At 47.1% G+C, this 17,978-nt stretch carries 18 protein-coding genes; 12 read left to right on the top strand and 6 right to left on the bottom strand.

Translation table 11 applies throughout. From position 1 onward, the window contains the following. Positions 1–41: 41 nt before the first annotated feature. Together MKX40_RS26575 and MKX40_RS26570 are read left to right on the top strand one after the other, a co-directional pair. A complete protein-coding gene (locus tag MKX40_RS26575; RefSeq protein WP_339237869.1) occupies positions 42–1,538 on the top strand; it encodes a lipase in 1,497 nt (498 codons plus the stop codon). Between the two features lie 26 nt (positions 1,539–1,564). Beyond that, entirely contained in the window at positions 1,565–1,966 is a 402-nt protein-coding gene (locus MKX40_RS26570; RefSeq protein ID WP_339237867.1) for a MerR family transcriptional regulator, read from the top strand. 90 nt (positions 1,967–2,056) lie between these two features. On the opposite strand, the gene MKX40_RS26565 is transcribed toward MKX40_RS26570, so the two are convergent. From MKX40_RS26565 to MKX40_RS26550, 4 genes are all read right to left on the bottom strand, one after another. Further along, on the bottom strand, positions 2,057–2,734 hold the full coding sequence (locus MKX40_RS26565; RefSeq protein ID WP_339237865.1) for a succinylglutamate desuccinylase/aspartoacylase family protein: 678 nt from the start codon (positions 2,732–2,734) through the stop codon (positions 2,057–2,059). Positions 2,735–2,830: 96 nt separating this feature from the next. Further along, positions 2,831–3,799 carry an ATP-binding cassette domain-containing protein gene (locus MKX40_RS26560; RefSeq protein WP_339243212.1) on the bottom strand — a complete coding sequence of 323 codons (969 nt, stop codon included), beginning with the start codon at positions 3,797–3,799 and terminating at the stop codon, positions 2,831–2,833. A 22-nt stretch (positions 3,800–3,821) separates the two neighbouring features. Next, entirely contained in the window at positions 3,822–4,622 is an 801-nt protein-coding gene (locus MKX40_RS26555) for an ABC-2 family transporter protein (RefSeq protein WP_339237863.1), read from the bottom strand. Beyond that, positions 4,619–5,395 (bottom strand): ABC-2 family transporter protein, encoded by a 777-nt coding sequence (locus tag MKX40_RS26550; RefSeq protein WP_339237861.1) that lies wholly within the window; start codon positions 5,393–5,395, stop codon positions 4,619–4,621. The genes MKX40_RS26555 and MKX40_RS26550 overlap by 4 nt, the downstream gene beginning before the upstream one ends. A 305-nt stretch (positions 5,396–5,700) precedes the next feature. Between MKX40_RS26550 and MKX40_RS26545 the strand changes: the two genes are divergently transcribed. The 10 genes from MKX40_RS26545 (at position 5,701) to MKX40_RS26500 (ending at position 14,755) form a co-directional block, all read left to right on the top strand. Further along, positions 5,701–6,546 carry a DegV family protein gene (locus MKX40_RS26545; RefSeq protein ID WP_339237859.1) on the top strand — a complete coding sequence of 282 codons (846 nt, stop codon included), beginning with the start codon at positions 5,701–5,703 and terminating at the stop codon, positions 6,544–6,546. Between the two features lie 161 nt (positions 6,547–6,707). Next, positions 6,708–7,424 carry a response regulator transcription factor gene (locus MKX40_RS26540; protein ID WP_339237857.1) on the top strand — a complete coding sequence of 239 codons (717 nt, stop codon included), beginning with the start codon at positions 6,708–6,710 and terminating at the stop codon, positions 7,422–7,424. Further along, on the top strand, positions 7,421–8,353 hold the full coding sequence (locus MKX40_RS26535) for a sensor histidine kinase (protein ID WP_339237855.1): 933 nt from the start codon (positions 7,421–7,423) through the stop codon (positions 8,351–8,353). The genes MKX40_RS26540 and MKX40_RS26535 overlap by 4 nt, the downstream gene beginning before the upstream one ends. A 126-nt stretch (positions 8,354–8,479) precedes the next feature. Further along, the gene (locus MKX40_RS26530; protein ID WP_339237853.1) at positions 8,480–9,403 is read left to right on the top strand and encodes an ABC transporter ATP-binding protein; all 924 of its coding nucleotides are present in this window, start codon (positions 8,480–8,482) and stop codon (positions 9,401–9,403) included. Further along, complete coding sequence (locus MKX40_RS26525; protein ID WP_339237851.1) at positions 9,396–10,094, top strand: ABC transporter permease; 699 nt, start codon at positions 9,396–9,398, stop codon at positions 10,092–10,094. Before MKX40_RS26530 ends, MKX40_RS26525 begins: the two co-directional genes overlap by 8 nt. Before the next feature lie 105 nt (positions 10,095–10,199). Next, positions 10,200–11,012: a bifunctional hydroxymethylpyrimidine kinase/phosphomethylpyrimidine kinase gene (thiD, locus tag MKX40_RS26520; RefSeq protein ID WP_278298228.1), complete on the top strand. Its 813-nt coding sequence runs from the start codon at positions 10,200–10,202 to the stop codon at positions 11,010–11,012. 251 nt (positions 11,013–11,263) lie between these two features. Next, positions 11,264–11,944, top strand: coding sequence for a response regulator transcription factor (locus MKX40_RS26515; RefSeq protein WP_339237848.1), 681 nt, complete (start codon positions 11,264–11,266; stop codon positions 11,942–11,944). Then, the gene (locus tag MKX40_RS26510; protein WP_339237846.1) at positions 11,941–13,689 is read left to right on the top strand and encodes a HAMP domain-containing sensor histidine kinase; all 1,749 of its coding nucleotides are present in this window, start codon (positions 11,941–11,943) and stop codon (positions 13,687–13,689) included. Before MKX40_RS26515 ends, MKX40_RS26510 begins: the two co-directional genes overlap by 4 nt. A 21-nt stretch (positions 13,690–13,710) precedes the next feature. Beyond that, a complete protein-coding gene (gene pssA / locus MKX40_RS26505; protein ID WP_253441014.1) occupies positions 13,711–14,256 on the top strand; it encodes a CDP-diacylglycerol--serine O-phosphatidyltransferase in 546 nt (181 codons plus the stop codon). 13 nt (positions 14,257–14,269) lie between these two features. Further along, the gene (locus MKX40_RS26500; RefSeq protein ID WP_339237841.1) at positions 14,270–14,755 is read left to right on the top strand and encodes a DedA family protein; all 486 of its coding nucleotides are present in this window, start codon (positions 14,270–14,272) and stop codon (positions 14,753–14,755) included. Positions 14,756–15,383: 628 nt separating this feature from the next. On the opposite strand, the gene MKX40_RS26495 is transcribed toward MKX40_RS26500, so the two are convergent. After that, complete coding sequence (locus tag MKX40_RS26495; protein WP_339237839.1) at positions 15,384–16,037, bottom strand: transcriptional regulator; 654 nt, start codon at positions 16,035–16,037, stop codon at positions 15,384–15,386. A 686-nt stretch (positions 16,038–16,723) separates the two neighbouring features. Further along, entirely contained in the window at positions 16,724–17,914 is a 1,191-nt protein-coding gene (locus MKX40_RS26490; RefSeq protein WP_339237837.1) for a cation:proton antiporter, read from the bottom strand. Positions 17,915–17,978 lie beyond the last annotated feature (64 nt).

The following is a 17,978-nucleotide window of genomic DNA, read 5'->3' as shown; positions in this document are numbered from 1 at the left end:
CAAGGTTTATTCTGGTTTTATCAACAATGTTTGGAGGATGAATGATGAAACTAATGGAATGGATACTGGTACTTGTAACGATTGGCGCAGCGTTGTGTATACCTATGTACTCAAAGCGTCGGAAACTTGCGGCAGGAATGTCGGCTGCCTTGATATTAGCATTGCTGCTTCACGGTATATTAGATTCGTTTCGCGTGATGCTGCTGCCAACGTATCTTGTTGCAGGCATAATCTTCATCGTATTAATCATTAAGGTAGTGAAAGAGTATCGTAACAGAGTCACCGGGCATTTTGCAGAGAAGCAGAAACCAAGATGGCGTTCTTGGCTTCAACTCACGCTGGTTGCGATGCTGGCGCTGGTCTCTGGCGTTGGCTCAGGACTGCTCACTTGGTATTTTCCAGCATTTACGATTCCTGATCCTACGGGGCAGTTTGCGATCGGTACATTTTCGCAGCAATTGGTGGATGAAACCCGTGAAGAGACGTTTACACCCGAAAACGGGGACAAACGGGAACTGATGATTAACGTGTGGTATCCAGTGAACCCGGAGGATGCAAAGGGAATAACTCCTGAATCTTACCCGTCTGAACTTGGAGAAGCCATCAGTCTGGTATTTGGTATCCCGCCCAAGGTGTTCAGCTACCTTGATACTATTCCGACACATGTGGTTAAAGGCGCAGCCATATCAGACGCAAGCCCTTCTTATCCTGTGGTGCTGTTCTCTCCCGGTGTCCGTTCTGCCCGTTTCCAGAGCATGACTGCTGTCGAGGAACTGGTCAGCCATGGCTATATTGTTGTTGGTATGGATCATCCGTATACCTCAGCTCGCGTTACCTTCCCCGATGGGCGTAAAGTGTCTTATGAAGCCGGGCCTGAATTTGCAACGTCAGAAGAACTGTATCAATATAATGTGGAGGGAGTAGGCATTCGTGCAGCGGATGCACGATTTGTACTCGACACGCTTGAACAGTGGAATCTGAATGATCCCAATCAGGTGTTGGAAGGCAAGCTTGACCTGAATCATACAGGCATTATGGGGCACTCTTATGGCGGGGCTACAACAGCCGAAGCACTCGCACAGGATGAACGTTTACGTGCAGGACTCAGTTTGGAAGGCGGCTTCTGGGGCAGCGTCTCCAAGACGGCATTAAAACAACCCTTTATGTACATCATGTCTGGCGAAACGGCTAAAAGCTTCGATCCGAATGCTACATCCAAAGATAACGTGTTCTACCCTGAGTTTGAGCCGGATTTGGACCATGTGATGACAAGCAGTCTGAATGATACCTATTATCTGACGGTGGAGAATTTCTTTCATCAAAGCTTTACGGATATTTCATTGATTTCACCGAAACTATTTGCCAGAGGCATGACGCCAGAACATAATGTGGATATAACAAGATCCTATGCGCTCGCATTCTTTGACCGGTATCTCAAAGGGGAGGAGCAGCCGTTATTGCAAGGCCCTGCATCTCAATTTCCTGAGGTCACTTACGATGCCAAATATACCAAGATACGTAACGAACAAGCACAATAAGTCTGCAGAAGGGTGGAGGGGTAGGCATGGAAACCATGACAAGAGGAATGTTGGCCAAGCGTACAGGTGTGAGTATGGCAACCCTCCGTTACTACGAGGATAGTGGAATTCTGCCTGCTCCCCGTCGTTCCTCCAACGGATACCGGGTGTATACCGAGGATTATCTGGTCAAAATTAAGTTCATTAAGGATGCCCAGTTGCTGGGTTACTCCTTAAAGGAGATACAAGAGACCCTGCAACTGCTTAGCCAGGAAGACATGGAAAAGGATACGTTAAAAACACTCGTCCGTGACCGAATTGCTGATATTCAGAAGCATATTGAGCATCTGGAAGAGATGCAGATTCATTTGGCTAGACTGTTGCATACACCAGAGGACGATATCGACAATTATATTCAATCGTTCAGGGTGCAAAAGAAAGAGTTATAAACTGTAAAACCTCGGACAAAGAGCGCCTTAAGATGTACTTCGGGCACGCTCTGTTCGAGGTTTATTTTATCTCTATCTTAATGGTCTTAATCATGACATGCCCGCTTCACGCAGAAAATGGTGCACAATCTCCGTCTGATACTTGATACGGGTCGCGCGCTTCAGACTCCAGCAGGTCTCCACGGTAACAGAACGGGCTTGTAGTACTCTTGAAGCCGCTGTACGGGCAGATCCCGGCAATTCATGCTGCTTCAGGTTAAAATGACGATCACGAATGGCAATCGACCGATTCATCCGTTCAATAACTTTCCTGCAAGCTGGAATGGTGCGACTGCCGGGATTGGTGATCAACGTCTGTCCAAGCACTCGGGAACTCAGTTGAGACATTCCATTGGCTTCATGCAGATCAAGCCACCAATCGGCCCGATGTTCACGCGCCAAACGAAAAACTGCAGCAGCGAGCGGATGCTTGGCCTTGCCTGACATACGGCGTGGAAACGTACGATTCAGATCTGGCTTGCCTCTGATTTTCTTGGCGTAGGCTTGCTGGTTCACACGTGGCACGATAATTAACAGCCCTCGCCGAATGCTGTGGCGACCAGTCGCACAATCATCTGCGAGTTTTTGCGCAGCAGCCATGCTCGCCGTTTCGTTCCCGTGAACCCCGGATGTAATAAACATTACCGGTCCCGGCATCATGCCACGTACGATGAAATAGGGAGTGGCGTGTACACTGGATGCTGCCAGGACATGTTTGGTCACAAGCATGACGCTTCACCTCCATTAGTACAGTACGCTATGTCCCTCTTTCATGTAACGGCGTGAGAACAGGTCTTCATCCTATTTCCTCACAAAATGGGCCAACTAATACACCCGGTGGATGATATCTTCGAAGTCGGGTTCCTTCATCTCCACATCTTCAATTTCACCCCATTGTTCAAGTTGCTTCAGAATGTCCATCGTTCTCCATTCCTTCCGGTTAACTTCCACAGTGACAATCTGCCCTTCCACTGCTGTGATCTGAATGGCGGACGGTATGGTATCAGGCATAAGAAATGAACCCCGATACGTAACTCGGATAAGTGTCGGCAGACCGATAGTGTCACGCAGAGAAGGGATCGAGCCGTCATATGTAAGCTGACCATGGTTGATCACCATGACCCGGCTGCATAACTGTTCGATGTCGTCCATGTCATGGGTGGTCAGCAAAATCGTTTTGCCAAACTCCTCATTTAATGTACGTAGAAATTGGCGTATGTTCCGTTTGGCGTTCACATCCAGTCCAATCGTGGGTTCATCGAGAAAAAGCAGTTCGGGATCATGCAGCATGGAAGCTGCGAGATCCGCACGCATGCGTTGTCCAAGCGAGAGCTTGCGGACAGGCGTGGCCCAGAACGATTCAAGGTCCAGCAGCTCGGCGAACTGGGACAGCCGTTTCTTTTTGTCCTCGGTCCGGACGCCGTACATCTCGGCCAGAATATCATATGAATCTTTCACAGGCAGATCCCACCAGAGCTGGCTGCGCTGGCCAAACACGACGCCGAGTCGACCCACGGTTCTGCGCCTGTCCAGATGCGGGTTCATACCGTCAAGCCGTACCTCGCCCGAGGTGGGGTGCAGGATACCTGTCAGCATTTTGATCGTTGTAGATTTGCCGGCCCCGTTTGGACCGATGTAGCCTACAAACTCACCTGGGCCGATATCAAAACTGATATCGCATACTGCTTCCTTGGACACAGTCTCACGTGAAAATAATGTACGTAATCCGGAGAAACGTCCTTCGCGAATAACAGGAGTTTTGAATTCCTTTTGCAGATGTCGTGCTGTGATCATGTTCATAATTCTTTTCGCCTCCTTAGCTACCTGTACTTTGATATTTGGTCAAGCCGAATTGCCAGAAACGCAGACTTGCAGCCAAGCTCAGTACGGCAACCGCCGCAACAACAATAAGAATCCACGCTCCTCCTTCACCCCGCAGTAGATAGAGTGATGGGATATAGTTGACGAACCCTACGGGAATCACCGTTAGCAGAATGCCAGACATCCATTTGGGATATAACGTTAGCGGATATTGGGCAGCCGTTCGTGCTGCATCTTCAGTAATCGTCTGTAATTCCTCGATGCGTGTGGTCCAGAATCCGAGTGTGGCAGTCGCGAGTCCGATAGAAAAGAGAATGACTGCTCCCGTCAGAATAATGAGCAGGGAGAAGGGAATGGCGATCCAGCCGATCTGTCCGCTGTGCATCATGCCTGTCAAAGACCAGCAGAGAATGAATCCGCCTTGTAGGACTTCTCCAGCCATGATGCGGAAGTTTTGCGGCAGCAGTGCCAGCAATATGGGCATGGGACGTGTTAACAGTTGATCAAGCTCACCATTAACCAGATATTTTTCCAGATGATGCACCTCATTGCCGAATGTCCGATACAGTGTTTTGGATAACGTCATGATCGCAAAGAGATAACCGATCTCATGGAGGGACCAGCCCTTAATTGCACCGAATCGGTGCAGTACAAGAGCAACCATCAGGAACTCGGAGATCTGAATTAAAGCGGCCAGTACGGACGCCATGATGAAATTGAACTTGTATTGCATCCGGCTGCGGATGCTTGTTCGAATGAGCATTTTATATAAATGGAACCAGGAAGTTCGCTTCATCCGCCCTGCACCTCCACTTTACGACGTAACACTTGGGTGATCACAAGACAAATCAACGTCATAAAGACGCACCAAAGCAAGGTTCCCCATAACAAGGAGCCATCTTCGAAACCAAGATAGATTCGGGTAGGTACATAGAGAAGGAATGGGTAGGGGGATATCCAGGCAAGTTGTTCAAGCCAGTTCGGCAGCCATTCCAGCGGAATGAAAAAACCAGCCAGCAGATTCATCATCGCGTGATTGCCCCAGTGAAGCCAGGAGGACTCTGTGGTCCACATCGACGTGACACCAATGATGTAGTTCATACAGATGGACAAGTATGCGGCGCCGGCAAGACCAAGTGCAGCATAACCAAGTGTTGAAACGTCTGAGGGCCAATGCAGGGAAAAGACAATGGAGAAGAGCAGGTAGATTGGAATACTTTTGTACACGAACTGGTAGGCAATCTGCCCCCATTCGCGTGCCATCAGGTGGGTGAACAGATGAACAGGCCTCATCAGATCCAGTGCAATCTGCCCTGTCCTGACGGATAGGGGAATCCCCAATCCATTCGTGAGAAAACCCGAGATCCAGAGAGAGGATTGCGTGAATGCAATGTAACTGATCATCCCTTGTGTCCCGTATTCCCCGAGCGTATGGTCGGCCCCGATGCCGATCCAGAGGCAGGCATACATGTAACCAAACATGGCGCTTGCCAAGTTATGTACCATGTGTGCCCCGCGGTATTGCAGATTCCGGGAGTAGGCTTTGGAAGCCAGAGTGAAATAAAGCATGTGACACCTCCGATAAGTGGATTGAACGGCGTTTCCGTTCACTTCAGTCAAGGCGAAAAAGAGAGAAGGACAACAGCATACCAATTTATTCCTTCACAGGCAAGACATTTTTTTAGCTAATAATGGGATTAATAGGGGCGTTCATGATTGCGCCACAAGACAACGGTCTGTCCAGTCATTTATAATTGAGGGGCAGTATCGCAAACGTTTACAATGTAAAATATTCAAATTTTAAATAAACCGCCGGGCTTGTGCCTGACGATTGAGGATACAGAACGAACAATCCGGCAAGAGAGAAGGATGTCATGAAGAAAATTGCATGGGTCACCGATAGTACCAGTACACTGGATCCCGTTTTTGCGGAGCAAAATCATATCTACATCGTACCGCTGCGCATCGTATTTGGAGAGGAATGTTACCGGGAAACCGATGACATTACATCTGAAATGTTCTATGAGAAACTTGCGGAGGCTTCACGTGCGAGCAGTTCGCAGCCACCTATTGGCGAGTTCATTGAACTGTATGAATCGCTCAAAGACAAGTACGATGAGATTATTACGATTCATTGCTCTACAGCGCTTAGCGGAACGCTGCATACGTCCATGCAGGCTGCAGAGATTGCAGGAGTGACGGTGACCGCAATTGATTCAAAGGCAGGTGCCTATCCTCTTCGTGAGATGGTTATGCAAGGATTGGAATGGCAGAAGCAGGGATGTTCGGCTTCCGAGATCAAAGTAAATATTGAACAAATGATTGATAACATGTCCTTTTACCTCATACCAGCGAGCCTTCAGCATCTTCATCGCAGTGGCCGGGTATCCGGCACACAGCTGATCATCAGTCAACTGCTCAAGATCCATCTGCTGCTCCGATTTGAAGAGGGCAAAGTGGTTGTGAATGAGAAGATTCGCACATTCAAGAGAACGAAAGATCGCATGTTGGATATGCTTAAGCTGGATATGGAGAAAGTAAAGCATGTATGCATTATGCATGCGAACAATCAGGAAGAAGCCGTCACGATCAAGAAGCAGATTGCCAATCTGCTCCCCAAACTAAAGACCGAAATCATGCCGTTCATCCCTGTGGTGAGTATACATGCAGGTGCAGGAACCATTGGACTATGCTGGATACACAGCGAGAACGGATATTGAGATTAAACGAACAAGCAATCATCGATAAACGCTCATAGACCTGGCAGGAAAACACACTTTATATCGAAGTGTACTTCCTGTCAGGTTTTTTCGTATGTCATTGCCAATTCAACCAAACTGTGAGGTAATATAGGAAAAATGTTCATGTTGGAGGGAAACGCGTGTCAAGTCACCGCTTGTTGTTTGTTGAAGATGATCGTTCAATTAGTGAAATGGTCGGACCTTATCTGGAAAAAGAGGGCTACGACGTCACGTATGCATATGACGGCTTAGAAGCAGAACGCCAGTTCAGCCAGTCACAACCGCGGTATGATCTGGTTATTCTGGACCTGATGCTCCCTCGCAAGAGTGGGATGGATGTACTGCAAACCATTCGGGCAGTGAGTTTGGTGCCTGTGCTCATTCTGTCTGCGAAGGATGGGGAGGTGGATAAAGCGCTCGGTCTGGGCTTCGGCGCAGATGATTACTTGAGCAAACCTTTCTCGTTAATCGAACTGACCGCCCGCATTAAAGCTGCCATTCGTCGCGCCAATTATACCGCTCAGCCTGTGGCAGAAGTGGCTAAAGATCAGCGTATTCACATTGGAGGACTTGTTGTCGACATGGAGACGTACGAGGTGGAGCGTGAAGGTACACCCGTCAAGCTAACCTCCAAGGAGTTTGGCATTCTGAAGCTAATGGTCACCCATCCGGGCAAAGTGTTTACCAAGGCCCAGATCTACGCCTCGGTCTGGGATGATCATTACTATGGGGACGAAAATATCATTAACGTACATATGCGTCGTCTGCGTGAGAAACTGGAGGCTGATCCTTCAGATCCCCAGTATATCAAGACACTCTGGGGCATCGGATATAAGCTGGAGGCGGAGCAGACATGACACTGATTTTTGCTATTACAACAGGTATTCTAGCCATTCTGGTCATTGGATTGTGGATGAGATTGCGGAAACGCAGCCAACACCTGTCCTATATTCATCAGAAAATATCCGCAATTCTGGATCAAGGCACCTTTGAGCGTTTGCTTGTATTCAACAGTGATGAGCAGGTTAGCCAGCTTCTGAAAGACATGAACCAGCTGTTGGACCATGCGCATCGCGCTAAGGCCGGTTATACGAATCAGGAGAAGGAAATGCGCAATATGCTTTCCAACATTTCACATGACCTGAAAACGCCGCTCACAGTTGTGCTGGGTTACAGTGAGACCTTGCTGCACAGTTCATCACTGACCGATCAGGAACGGAAGATTATGACGGAGAAAATCCAGGATAAGGCGCAGGAAGTTTTGCGTTTGATCCATTCCTTTTTTGACTTGGCGAAGCTGGAATCCGGAGACACGGAGCTGGTGCTTAGTCGGGTGAATATAAGCGAATTAAGCCGCGTGAAGATGCTCTCCTTTTATGAAATGTTGACGAAGCTCGGGTTGCACGTTCAGTTGGAGATACCTGAGGGGGATATCTTCGTGCAAGCAAATGAAGAAGCTCTGAACCGAGTGTTGGATAATCTGATTACCAATGGGATGAAATATGGAGCAGAGGGTAAGGTGTTGGGGCTATCTATTGAACGTTCGACAGGTGGACATGTTACGCTGCAAATCTGGGATCAAGGCAAAGGGATTCCGGAAAGTGAGCATAATCGTGTGTTCGAACGCATGTATACGCTGGAGGATTCCCGTAATCGACTCTATCAGGGCAGCGGTCTTGGTCTAACGATCACGAAGCGGTTAGTTGAGCGGATGGGTGGAAGCATTCATTTACATAGTGTGCCACATCAACGGACTGTATTTTCAGTGACCTTCAAGGCTTGGTAGAACTGTTTTTGGTGTTATCGGGCAAGCTTAAGGTTTTTGTAAGATTTGATTAATAAAAAAGCAGACTTTTCTCTTTACAATACAGATATAGGAACCCGGACAGGGGACGTAAAGGAGAACAAGACGATGAATTATATCGCACGAACGATAGATGTGACCAAAGTATATGAAGGGGCAGAGGTTGTATCCAACGTCAATATGAGTATTAAGCAAGGTGAGATCTATGGGTTTCTTGGCCCGAATGGTGCAGGTAAAACAACCATCATGAAGATGCTGACCAATCTCGTCAAACCCACCTCAGGGGAGATTGAATTGTTTGGGGAGAAGCTTACGCCGACCTCCTATGAAGTGCTGAAGCGAATGGGCAGCATTATTGAATATCCTTTTTTCTATGATAGATTGTCTGCTCGCGAGAATCTGGAGCTTCACTGTGAATACATGGGATTCTACAACAAAAAGATCATCGACAACACGATGGAGATGGTAGGGTTGAAGGATACGGGCAAGAAATCGGTCAAGGACTTCTCCCTGGGCATGAAGCAGAGGCTCGGACTGGCTCGTGCACTCATAACCACACCTGAACTGCTCATTCTGGATGAACCGATCAACGGATTGGACCCTGTAGGGATCCGGGAAATGCGAGATTTGTTCAAGCGCCTTAGCAACGAGTATCGCATCACCCTGTTGGTCTCAAGTCACATCCTTGGCGAGATAGAGCAGATTGCCGACACGGTTGGTGTCATTCGCGGTGGTCGCTTGGTCGAAGAAGTATCGATGGAGAGCATTCGGGGAAGTCAAAATGAGTACATTGAGCTACAGGCGGTTGATATCCGCAAAGCGACCTATGTCATTGAACATCAACTTGGTTTGAGTAATTATAAATTGGTCGATGACCACACGGTACGCATTTATGATCCGGGAATCATTCCTTCGGAACTAAACACCAAGCTGATCCAGTATGACATTGAGATCGAATCCTTATCCAAACGGGCTCATTCCCTTGAGGAACATTTCATGAAGCTTGTGAAAGGGGATGATGACGTTGCTTAAACTGATCAGGCTTGAGATGCGGAAGCACCGCTTTTCGCGGAATTTTGCAGCTGTAGGTATTGCCAATGTGGGCATTCTTCTTTTTCTGATTATGATAGGATTTGTGGATATTGGAGCAGACGATTATGCCTATGCCGATTATCAGATGGCCTTTATGATTATTGATACGTTTGTGAGGGCAACCTTTATCGTGTTCGCAGGAGCTTTATTATCCAAGCTGGTGATCAGTGAGTATCGAAATAAAACGATGAACGTGATGTTCACCTATCCAATCCAGCGTCATAAAATCATTGCAGCCAAATTGATTATCGTGTTTCTTTTCACCTTTGTGATGATTATGGTTACCGACCTGTTGATGGGCTCACTGCTGTTGATTGCTAATCAATTCTACGCTTTCATTCCTGGCTCGTTGACATATCAGGATATGTTGGGATTTCTGTTGAAGTATGGTATTAGTTCCTTATCGGCAGCCAGCATGGCACTCATTCCCTTATTCTTTGGTATGCGTAAGCATTCAGTTACAACTACTATGACCTCTTCCCTTCTGCTGGTGTTGATTGTCTGCTCCGGATTTAACGGGTCGGAGTATTCCATTCATTCACTGATTATTATCCCTCTGACCCTTGGAGCTGTAGGGATATGGATTGCTTCGTTGTCCATGTTTCGTCTGGAGACCAAAGATGTGAACTGAATCATCCTGAAAACCATGCTCCGTATGGCTTCAGATGCCATTGACATCCGCTCGTACAAGGGATAGGATAATGTCAACTGAGACACGAAGGAGAATGCAACGATCATGACGATTCCAAAAACATTAACAATAGCTGGTTCGGACACGAGCGGCGGTGCAGGGATTCAAGCTGATTTGAAAACTTTCCAGGAGCTGGGTGTGTATGGTATGACCGTACTGACTACAGTTGTGGCGATGGAGCCCGATACATGGGATCACCAGGTCTTTCCTGTGGAATTAAATGTGGTTGAAGCCCAGCTTCGCACGGTTCTGGACGGCATCGGTTTTGATGCCATGAAGACAGGCATGCTCGGTTCTGTAGATATTATTGAATTGGTGGCAAAACATATTCGCCGCAGTGGCCTGCCACAGATCGTTATTGATCCCGTGATGGTCTGCAAAGGTACAGATGAAGTGCTGCAACCTGAAAATACGGAAGCGATGATCGAATTCCTGTTGCCAGGTGCGGATCTGGTTACACCTAATCTGTTCGAAGCATCTCAACTGGCGAAAAGTGGACCGATTCGTTCCAAGGAACAGATGGAAGCAGCAGCAGCAACCATTCATGCCCATGGCTCGAAACATGTTCTGATCAAGGACAGAGGTGTAATTAGCCCGGGTAAAGCAATGGATCTACTCTATGATGGAACCAACTACGAATGGTTTGAAGCCGATGTTGTCGGCTCTGGATATACGCATGGTGCGGGCTGCACTACGTCTGCGGCGATTACCGCAGGCTTGGCTCGTGGTCTTTCAGTGAAAGAGGCTGTTCGTGAAGGTAAAGCCTTCGTGACTAAAGCGATTGCCGGCGGATTCCCGTTGAATCGTTTTGTTGGTCCTACACTGCATGTGGCACACCGTCTGGAGCAACAACGCTAAGTGTTACCTGTGAGCGCGCAGTAGCGCTTCAATTCTGGATAACACACGTCGATTTCATCCAAGTAGCTGTCAATGAGCAAGAGCTTGCTCGTTGACGGCTTCTTTTTTGTGCGAATTTTGATAAAAATTAGTAACTTTTGGCTTATATTAATCGTATATATCATGGAGTTCATTCCAAAACATGTCTGGACACATGAACGACACATGGAATAGGTATGTTATCATCAGAAATCTAAAAAGGAGAGTCGGCCATGATCAGAACAGTGCTTCTGGTGGAAGATGAAAGCCGCATTCGTGAGATTGTGGCCGATTATTTCATAAAAGAACAATGGAACGTTATAGAAGCAGAACATGGAGTACAGGCATTGGAACTGTTGGCTCTGCATGAGGTGGATCTGGTCATTTTGGATGTTTTGATGCCGGAAATGGATGGATGGACGTTATGTGAGCATATTCGATCCCAATCCACCGTACCTATTATCATGCTGACTGCACGGTCCGAGGATGACGATAAAATTCATGGATTTCAGCTGGGCGTAGACGATTACGTCACCAAGCCGTTTAGCCCACGTGTGCTGGTTGCACGTGCAGAGACATTAATGAAGCGTGTTGAAGGCGCAGTTGGACGAGAGCAAGGTGTCATTCGCTTCGGACAGGTAACGCTTGATCCATGGGCTCGGCGGCTGGAGAAGGACGGAGTTGAAGTTGAGCTTGCGCCAAAGGAATATGACCTGTTGCTTTATTTGGTGCGAAATGCAGGCATTGTGTTGTCCCGAGATGCCATTTTGAATCGGATCTGGGGATTTGATTTTGAAGGAGACTCACGTGTTGTGGATACTCATATCAAGAAGCTGCGCGGCAAATTAGGTGATGAAGCCAAGTGTATCCGGACGGTGATTGGCACCGGATATCGTTTCGAGGCAGAAGCATGAGAAGAAATGGCGTAACGATGAAGCTTTTCCTGGTCATGGCAGGATGTCTGGTTCTTCTATATGGAACAACGGTATTTGCCCAGTTGGTCTGGTTCCCGGACTTCTATCAGCATCAGAAGGTCAGCAGTATGAAGAAAAAGCTGTCCAAGTTCGAACAGCAATACTCTAATGGCCATTGGAGTGATCTGCAGCTAGCCAAGGAAACCGGTAAGTTCATGCGTCAGAATCAGTCACATCTGGTGATTCTGACCAATACCGGAAGACTGGTTAATGACCCGTTCCATATTACGTTGTTACAGCAGGATGGGAGTCACGTGAAGGTGTCCTTGTCCTTGTTTATCAATAGTGAGAATGCTGGCTGGATTACATCTCATCTGAAATATGGGCAGGAACTCACGGTGAAAGGCCCAGCCAGCGGGTCCATGGTCTATCCATACAAAATCCAGGATGCCACTTCTGCTGCATGGGGAACAGAAAGCTTTCAGGAATCCATTGAACCGGTAAAGGAATGGTCAGGCGTACTGACCGAGGTAGTTCTTCCCAATCTGGCAACGTGGAGCCAGAGGCAGGGATTGCTGGTGCAGGCACTGGATAGTCGGTTCCCTTTGTCCACAGAAGACCAACTTGCGTTGGCCAACGGCAAAATGCTCAACGAAGAATGGATGGATAGCTGGAGTGGTGTTCGCAATGTGATCACTATTGCTCCAGTGCATCGTTCCGGACCTGAGCAGCAACTGATTTTCTCACTCACCTCTCTACAGGAGATGAGGGAAGCAAATGAGGCAACACGTTTGTTCTATGCATATTTTGGCATTGGGGCATTTATATTGATTCTGTTGCTGGCGTTGCTTCTGTCCCGAATTGTAACGAAGCCGCTCTTGGCCTTGAACCATGTTGCCAAGAAAATGTCTACGCTGGATTTCACGGTGAAATCACCCATCCGGCGTAACGATGAAATCGGCAGTCTGTCTAACAGCCTTAATGCTTTATCGGGGACATTGGGTCAGACACTCGAAGAGCTGAGGCAGGCCAACACACAGATGCGTACGGATATGGAAATGAAGCAGCAGATTGAACAGCGACAGCGCAAGTTTTTTGCCGATGCATCTCATGAACTCAAGACACCAATCAGTATCATTAAGGGATATTCCGAAGGGCTGAAGGACGGCGTGAGTGAGAGCAAGCGGGAGCGCTACATTGAGATCATTGCCGATGAGGCGATCAAGATGGAAACGATGGTTGAAGAGATGCTGGATCTGGTGCGACTGGAATCCTCAGCGGTTCAATTGAATACGGATGCTGTTGCACTAGCTGACATGATTGAAGATATCGCCGGCCGTCTGGGTCCGCAACTGAAGGACAAAGGATTGGATGTGGTGCTTGTATCCACAACAGAACAGACGGTTGAAGGTGACCGCAGCAAGCTGGAGCAAGTTATTTTCAATATCATGATGAATGCTATACGTCATGCAATACCACATACCGATATAACTATTGAGATCAGCAGGCGTGAAGGTTTTGTCCATATTTCCATTGAGAACAAGGGCGAGCACATTGCTGAAGCTGAGCGGCAGTATATATGGGAGAGGTTCTATCGGGTCGAGCGCTCACGTAATCGCAAAATGGGGGGAACCGGGCTCGGTCTGGCCATTGCGAAGCAGATTCTCGATCTGCATGGGTGCAATTATGGAGTGGAGAATACACCGGATGGAGTCCGTTTTTATATTATTTTTCCTAAAGCCTAGTACGAAAGGGAGTCAACTCTTATGAAGTCTTTACCATCGATTTTAACCTTGGGGAATCTGAGTTCAGGCATGCTGGCAGTCATTATGGCTATTCATGGTGAATTTGCCCTGGCTGTGATGATGATATGGGTAGCGATGTTTTTTGATCTGTTTGACGGCTATGCAGCCCGCAAATTGCACTGTGAGGGTGAGTTCGGGAAAGCCCTGGACTCGCTTGCGGATGTAGTTTCATTCGGAACAGCCCCTGTGCTGATTCTGTACCTGAACTCCATGAATGAAGTGAGTGTGCTGGGGATGGCACTGACCGCATTGTTTCCGGTTTGCGGTGCATTGCGCCTGGCCCGTTATAACTGTCAGAAGACAGCAAGCAGCGGTTTTGTCGGGATGCCGATTACATTTGCCGGAGGTCTGATGTCCTTTTTCGCCCTCTGGAGTCCTTATTTCACACACGGTGTAGCCTATCTTGTCATTATTGTATTATCCGGTCTCATGGTGAGCCAAATCCGATTCCCGTCTCTAAAACAAGTGCTAGCCTCACATGAGAAGGATATTGTGGAACCGAAATAAGGAGCGAGTCAGTATGGAATTTGCAAAAGAATTTATTGGTCAATATGGTTATTTCGCAATATACGGACTACTGGCTCTTGGCGTTATCGGGATGCCGATTCCGGATGAGGTGATGATGACCTTTGTCGGTTATCTCGCCTCCATCTCGGTATTGAATTACTCGGTATCCATCGCCGTCAGTTTCGGTGGCGCATTTACCGGAGGGCTGCTCAGCTATACGATTGGTAAGAAGGCCGGCCGACCACTGATTGAAAAATACGGCAAGTGGGTCGGCGTGAATGCCAAACGATTTGGCAGGGTGGAGTCATGGTTTCTCAAATATGGGTATTGGTCCATCATCCTGGGTTATTTCATTCCAGGCATTCGTCATCTGATGTGCTGTTTCTCCGGGATTAGCCGTATGGCGATTGGCAGATATGTAGTGGTATCGAGCATCGGCGCATTTGTATGGTGTGCTGTCTTTATTTCAATTGGTTTTTATGTTGGCGTGTTAACTTAAAATGGGACAGCCTGATGTCAGAACGGGCATAGATGGAAGACCTCTTGAGTGTAAGGTGGTCTTTTTTTGTTTTCTGTGTAGGATGGGAGGCCTCTTCTAAGTAATTTAATCAACTTCAAGTAACTTACTTCTCGGAACTGTAGACTATCCCATAAGCTATTGCAGGCAGTTCAAGTTCAGAGCTAATCCAGCTATTTCTCTGATTAATTCTTCGTGTAACAATTCATATAACAATCCAAGTAACTCTCCATATAACACTCCAAGTAACTCTATTATGTAACTCTCCATGTAACTCTTCGTGTAAATTTCCGTTTAACTCCCCATGTAACTCGTTAGTGACTCAAGGATCTGAAACCCCAGTAACTCCAGTGGTTCGCATTGAGCTTTAAGAGTAGTCTAGTAACTCTGAGCGTTTCAAAACGTTTCAAAGGGCACATCCAAAAATGCTGACGAACTCAGGTGAGCTTATTATCGAGATATGAGGCATGTTGGAATTCTAACGAATCCGGTAAACCTTATTTCACGAAAATGCCCCTCCAATTGCCCTGATTTACTCCATATCATCATAATAAGGTGTCCTGAGTTCGTTAAAAAATGAACATGTGCCGTACGGGTGAAATAGCGTGTCTCATGTTCGTAAGATGTAGGTTCGATATCGTTGTGTGCCACTTGCGACATGTAATACCTCTTGAACAATTAGACTGTGAAGAACTATTCGAGCGTGCTGATCTGTGATTCGCAGATGCGTAGCAAGTTCCGACGGGGCAAAGGGACGGATAATGCGTCTGGCATAACGAACAGTCTCGGCTTCCAGCCAATTAAGGGACGGGGGCACATCTGTGGCCATGAATTTTCCCATAAAAGACAGCACTAGCTGCTGGCACCGTTTCGGTTCATCCTTAATGGAGAGATACGCGATCGGCAGAAAAATCCAATCATCCAACGTCAGCAGACAATGTCGCCAGCATAAATCTTTGAAACGCCGTACATCCAGATCACGAGCATGTGGCCCGTAACCTTGAATCTCAATCCCCCCTTTGATACCGTTTCCTGGCAGGTAAGCAAGATCCAGATACCGATAGCCGTTATGAAAATCACGAACCTCCCATTCGGGTTGCAGATGGGTAAAGTTTTTCATCACTGGAAACCAAACGGAACGCAAAAATTCCAATGTGCTATGTTCCAGTCCATTTTCTATTCTGGAAAGCACTCGGGGGTTCGTCTCCTTCTCCAAAAGGGAGTGCATCCAAACTTCATAAGCCTCATCAAAATCAATGCTCATCGTCTTTCATCTCCTCTAAAAATAAAATAAATTAAAACGAACGTGAATAGTGCTTCAAGTCGTTATGTGAAAATACAAAAAGCCGCTTTGACCCTCTCCAACCTTCATGTCGAAGGGGAAGAATAGATCAAAGCGGCGTGTGCTTCACGACCGATATATTGCTTTTCTAAATCAAGTATAGCTTCAAATACGGAATGATTTCAATACCTTTCAACTAGACCGTATCTCAGCCCTTAGTCTGAAAGCCAAATCGAGACTGGCGTATTCGGATCTGATAAGTGCTACACTTTGAACGTGAGTGAACGCCGTCCTTAATGTGCGAGTGCAATGTAGACGCTGTAAAAGTAGAGTATTCGCCCTTTCAAGGCGGTTTACATTTAATTAAGTTCTCCGTAGAGCCGATATGCGTCGTCCGTCCGGGCCTATGCTTGGAAAAAAAGCGCAGAGCGTCAATAAAAACTAAGGAATCTGAGACGTCTTATTCAGGGATTCGAAGCACTAGCAGTAATATAAGGAACCTGAGAAACGCTATATCGGAATATACAGCCATTTTCAGCGTTTTGCTATGGAAATCTGGAAAATAAAGTGTCTGATGTTTCTTAGAATTGAAAAAGAGAGCCAGAGGACCAAATAAGACGTACTGGGTTCCTTAGAAAAAGTGATCAATCTTCAGGCCCAGCCAGCCCTCATCCACCAAGATGTGATTCTTCAATTCCTTTTTCGACTCGCTTTTCACCCTTTTTGCGAGCAAAGGTAATTTTGAGCAGAGGAGGCGTGACCAATGTGGTTACGATAACCATGATCACGACGCTGGTAAAATACTCCGGATCAAGCAATCCGGAAGCAAGTCCGGTTGACGCGATAATGAGAGCAACCTCGCCTCTTGAAATCATTCCTGAGCCAATGGCCAATGAAGATGACATATTAAATCCAGTCAGTCGTGCACCGGCTCCCCCACCGATAAGTTTGGTTACAATCGCGATGATACTGATAACGACAATAAACCAAATTTGTGAACCCACACCATCAAACGTGACATTCAAACCAATACTGACAAAGAACACCGGAACAAAAATTCCGTAGGCGATCGGTTCCAGTTTGGTTTCAACTTCATGTTTGAAGTTGGTTTGGGAGATGGCGATCCCAGCGGCAAATGCACCAATGATTCCGGCAACACCCATCCACTCGGCAAAGTAGGAAAATCCAAAACAAATAATCAGTCCCGCAGTAATGACGGTCTCGGTTACTTTTAACGGTGCCATCCACTTCATGATGCGTGGTACAAGGAACCAGCTGGCAGCGATAATAATAACAAAGAATAACAGCTTCTTACCGATAAGCAGAGAAATCGATGTGTCACCTCCGCCTGTACCCAGCAAGCTCATCATAACGGCAAGAATCACAACGACCAGGACATCATCGACAACAGCTGCACCAAGGATTGTTGTACCCTCACGAGAGCTTAGTTGATCCATGTCTTTTAGTGTCTGAACGGAAATGCTGACGGACGTGGCACAGAATAAAAGTCCAAAGAATAATGCGTGTGTCTGTGACATACCGAACGCCATGGCCGAACCGTATCCTCCGATGAATGGTAAAATAATACCACCCACAGCAACGGCAAAGGCTGCTTTCCAGTTTTTCTTCAATTGTTCCAGATCGGTCTCCAGTCCAGCGATGAACATCAACAATAGTACTCCGATTTCGGCCATATAGTGGACGAAATCACTTTGTTGAACCCAACCGAGAATAGCAGGCCCGAGGATGACACCCACAATCAGTTTCCCAAGTACCGACGGCTGACCCAATCTGACGGATAGATCACCGGCAAGTTTGGTAAAGATTAAAATAAGTGCAAGAACCAAAATAAATTCCATAGGTGTGCTCCTCTCCAGCAGTAGCGTTTATAGGTTTACCAGCCCAAGGGCTATCCATTCTCAG

This window comes from Paenibacillus sp. FSL R5-0517, from assembly GCF_037974355.1.
Lineage (GTDB): Bacteria > Bacillota > Bacilli > Paenibacillales > Paenibacillaceae > Paenibacillus.
This window is presented reverse-complemented; position numbering and strand designations above follow the sequence as displayed.

Excerpts from the sequence above, each read along its gene's own strand:
- pssA (WP_253441014.1), top strand. The coding sequence starts at position 13,711 with ATGAAGTCTTTACCATCGATTTTAACCTTGGGGAATCTGAGTTCAGGC.
- MKX40_RS26530 (WP_339237853.1), top strand. The coding sequence starts at position 8,480 with ATGAATTATATCGCACGAACGATAGATGTGACCAAAGTATATGAAGGG.
- MKX40_RS26560 (WP_339243212.1), bottom strand. The coding sequence starts at position 3,799 with ATGATCACAGCACGACATCTGCAAAAGGAATTCAAAACTCCTGTTATT.
- MKX40_RS26515 (WP_339237848.1), top strand. The coding sequence starts at position 11,264 with ATGATCAGAACAGTGCTTCTGGTGGAAGATGAAAGCCGCATTCGTGAG.
- thiD (WP_278298228.1), top strand. The coding sequence starts at position 10,200 with ATGACGATTCCAAAAACATTAACAATAGCTGGTTCGGACACGAGCGGC.
- MKX40_RS26545 (WP_339237859.1), top strand. The coding sequence starts at position 5,701 with ATGAAGAAAATTGCATGGGTCACCGATAGTACCAGTACACTGGATCCC.
- MKX40_RS26495 (WP_339237839.1), bottom strand. The coding sequence starts at position 16,037 with ATGAGCATTGATTTTGATGAGGCTTATGAAGTTTGGATGCACTCCCTT.
- MKX40_RS26510 (WP_339237846.1), top strand. The coding sequence starts at position 11,941 with ATGAGAAGAAATGGCGTAACGATGAAGCTTTTCCTGGTCATGGCAGGA.
- MKX40_RS26565 (WP_339237865.1), bottom strand. The coding sequence starts at position 2,734 with ATGCTTGTGACCAAACATGTCCTGGCAGCATCCAGTGTACACGCCACT.
- MKX40_RS26550 (WP_339237861.1), bottom strand. The coding sequence starts at position 5,395 with ATGCTTTATTTCACTCTGGCTTCCAAAGCCTACTCCCGGAATCTGCAA.
- MKX40_RS26535 (WP_339237855.1), top strand. The coding sequence starts at position 7,421 with ATGACACTGATTTTTGCTATTACAACAGGTATTCTAGCCATTCTGGTC.
- MKX40_RS26555 (WP_339237863.1), bottom strand. The coding sequence starts at position 4,622 with ATGAAGCGAACTTCCTGGTTCCATTTATATAAAATGCTCATTCGAACA.
- MKX40_RS26570 (WP_339237867.1), top strand. The coding sequence starts at position 1,565 with ATGGAAACCATGACAAGAGGAATGTTGGCCAAGCGTACAGGTGTGAGT.
- MKX40_RS26500 (WP_339237841.1), top strand. The coding sequence starts at position 14,270 with ATGGAATTTGCAAAAGAATTTATTGGTCAATATGGTTATTTCGCAATA.
- MKX40_RS26575 (WP_339237869.1), top strand. The coding sequence starts at position 42 with ATGATGAAACTAATGGAATGGATACTGGTACTTGTAACGATTGGCGCA.
- MKX40_RS26490 (WP_339237837.1), bottom strand. The coding sequence starts at position 17,914 with ATGGAATTTATTTTGGTTCTTGCACTTATTTTAATCTTTACCAAACTT.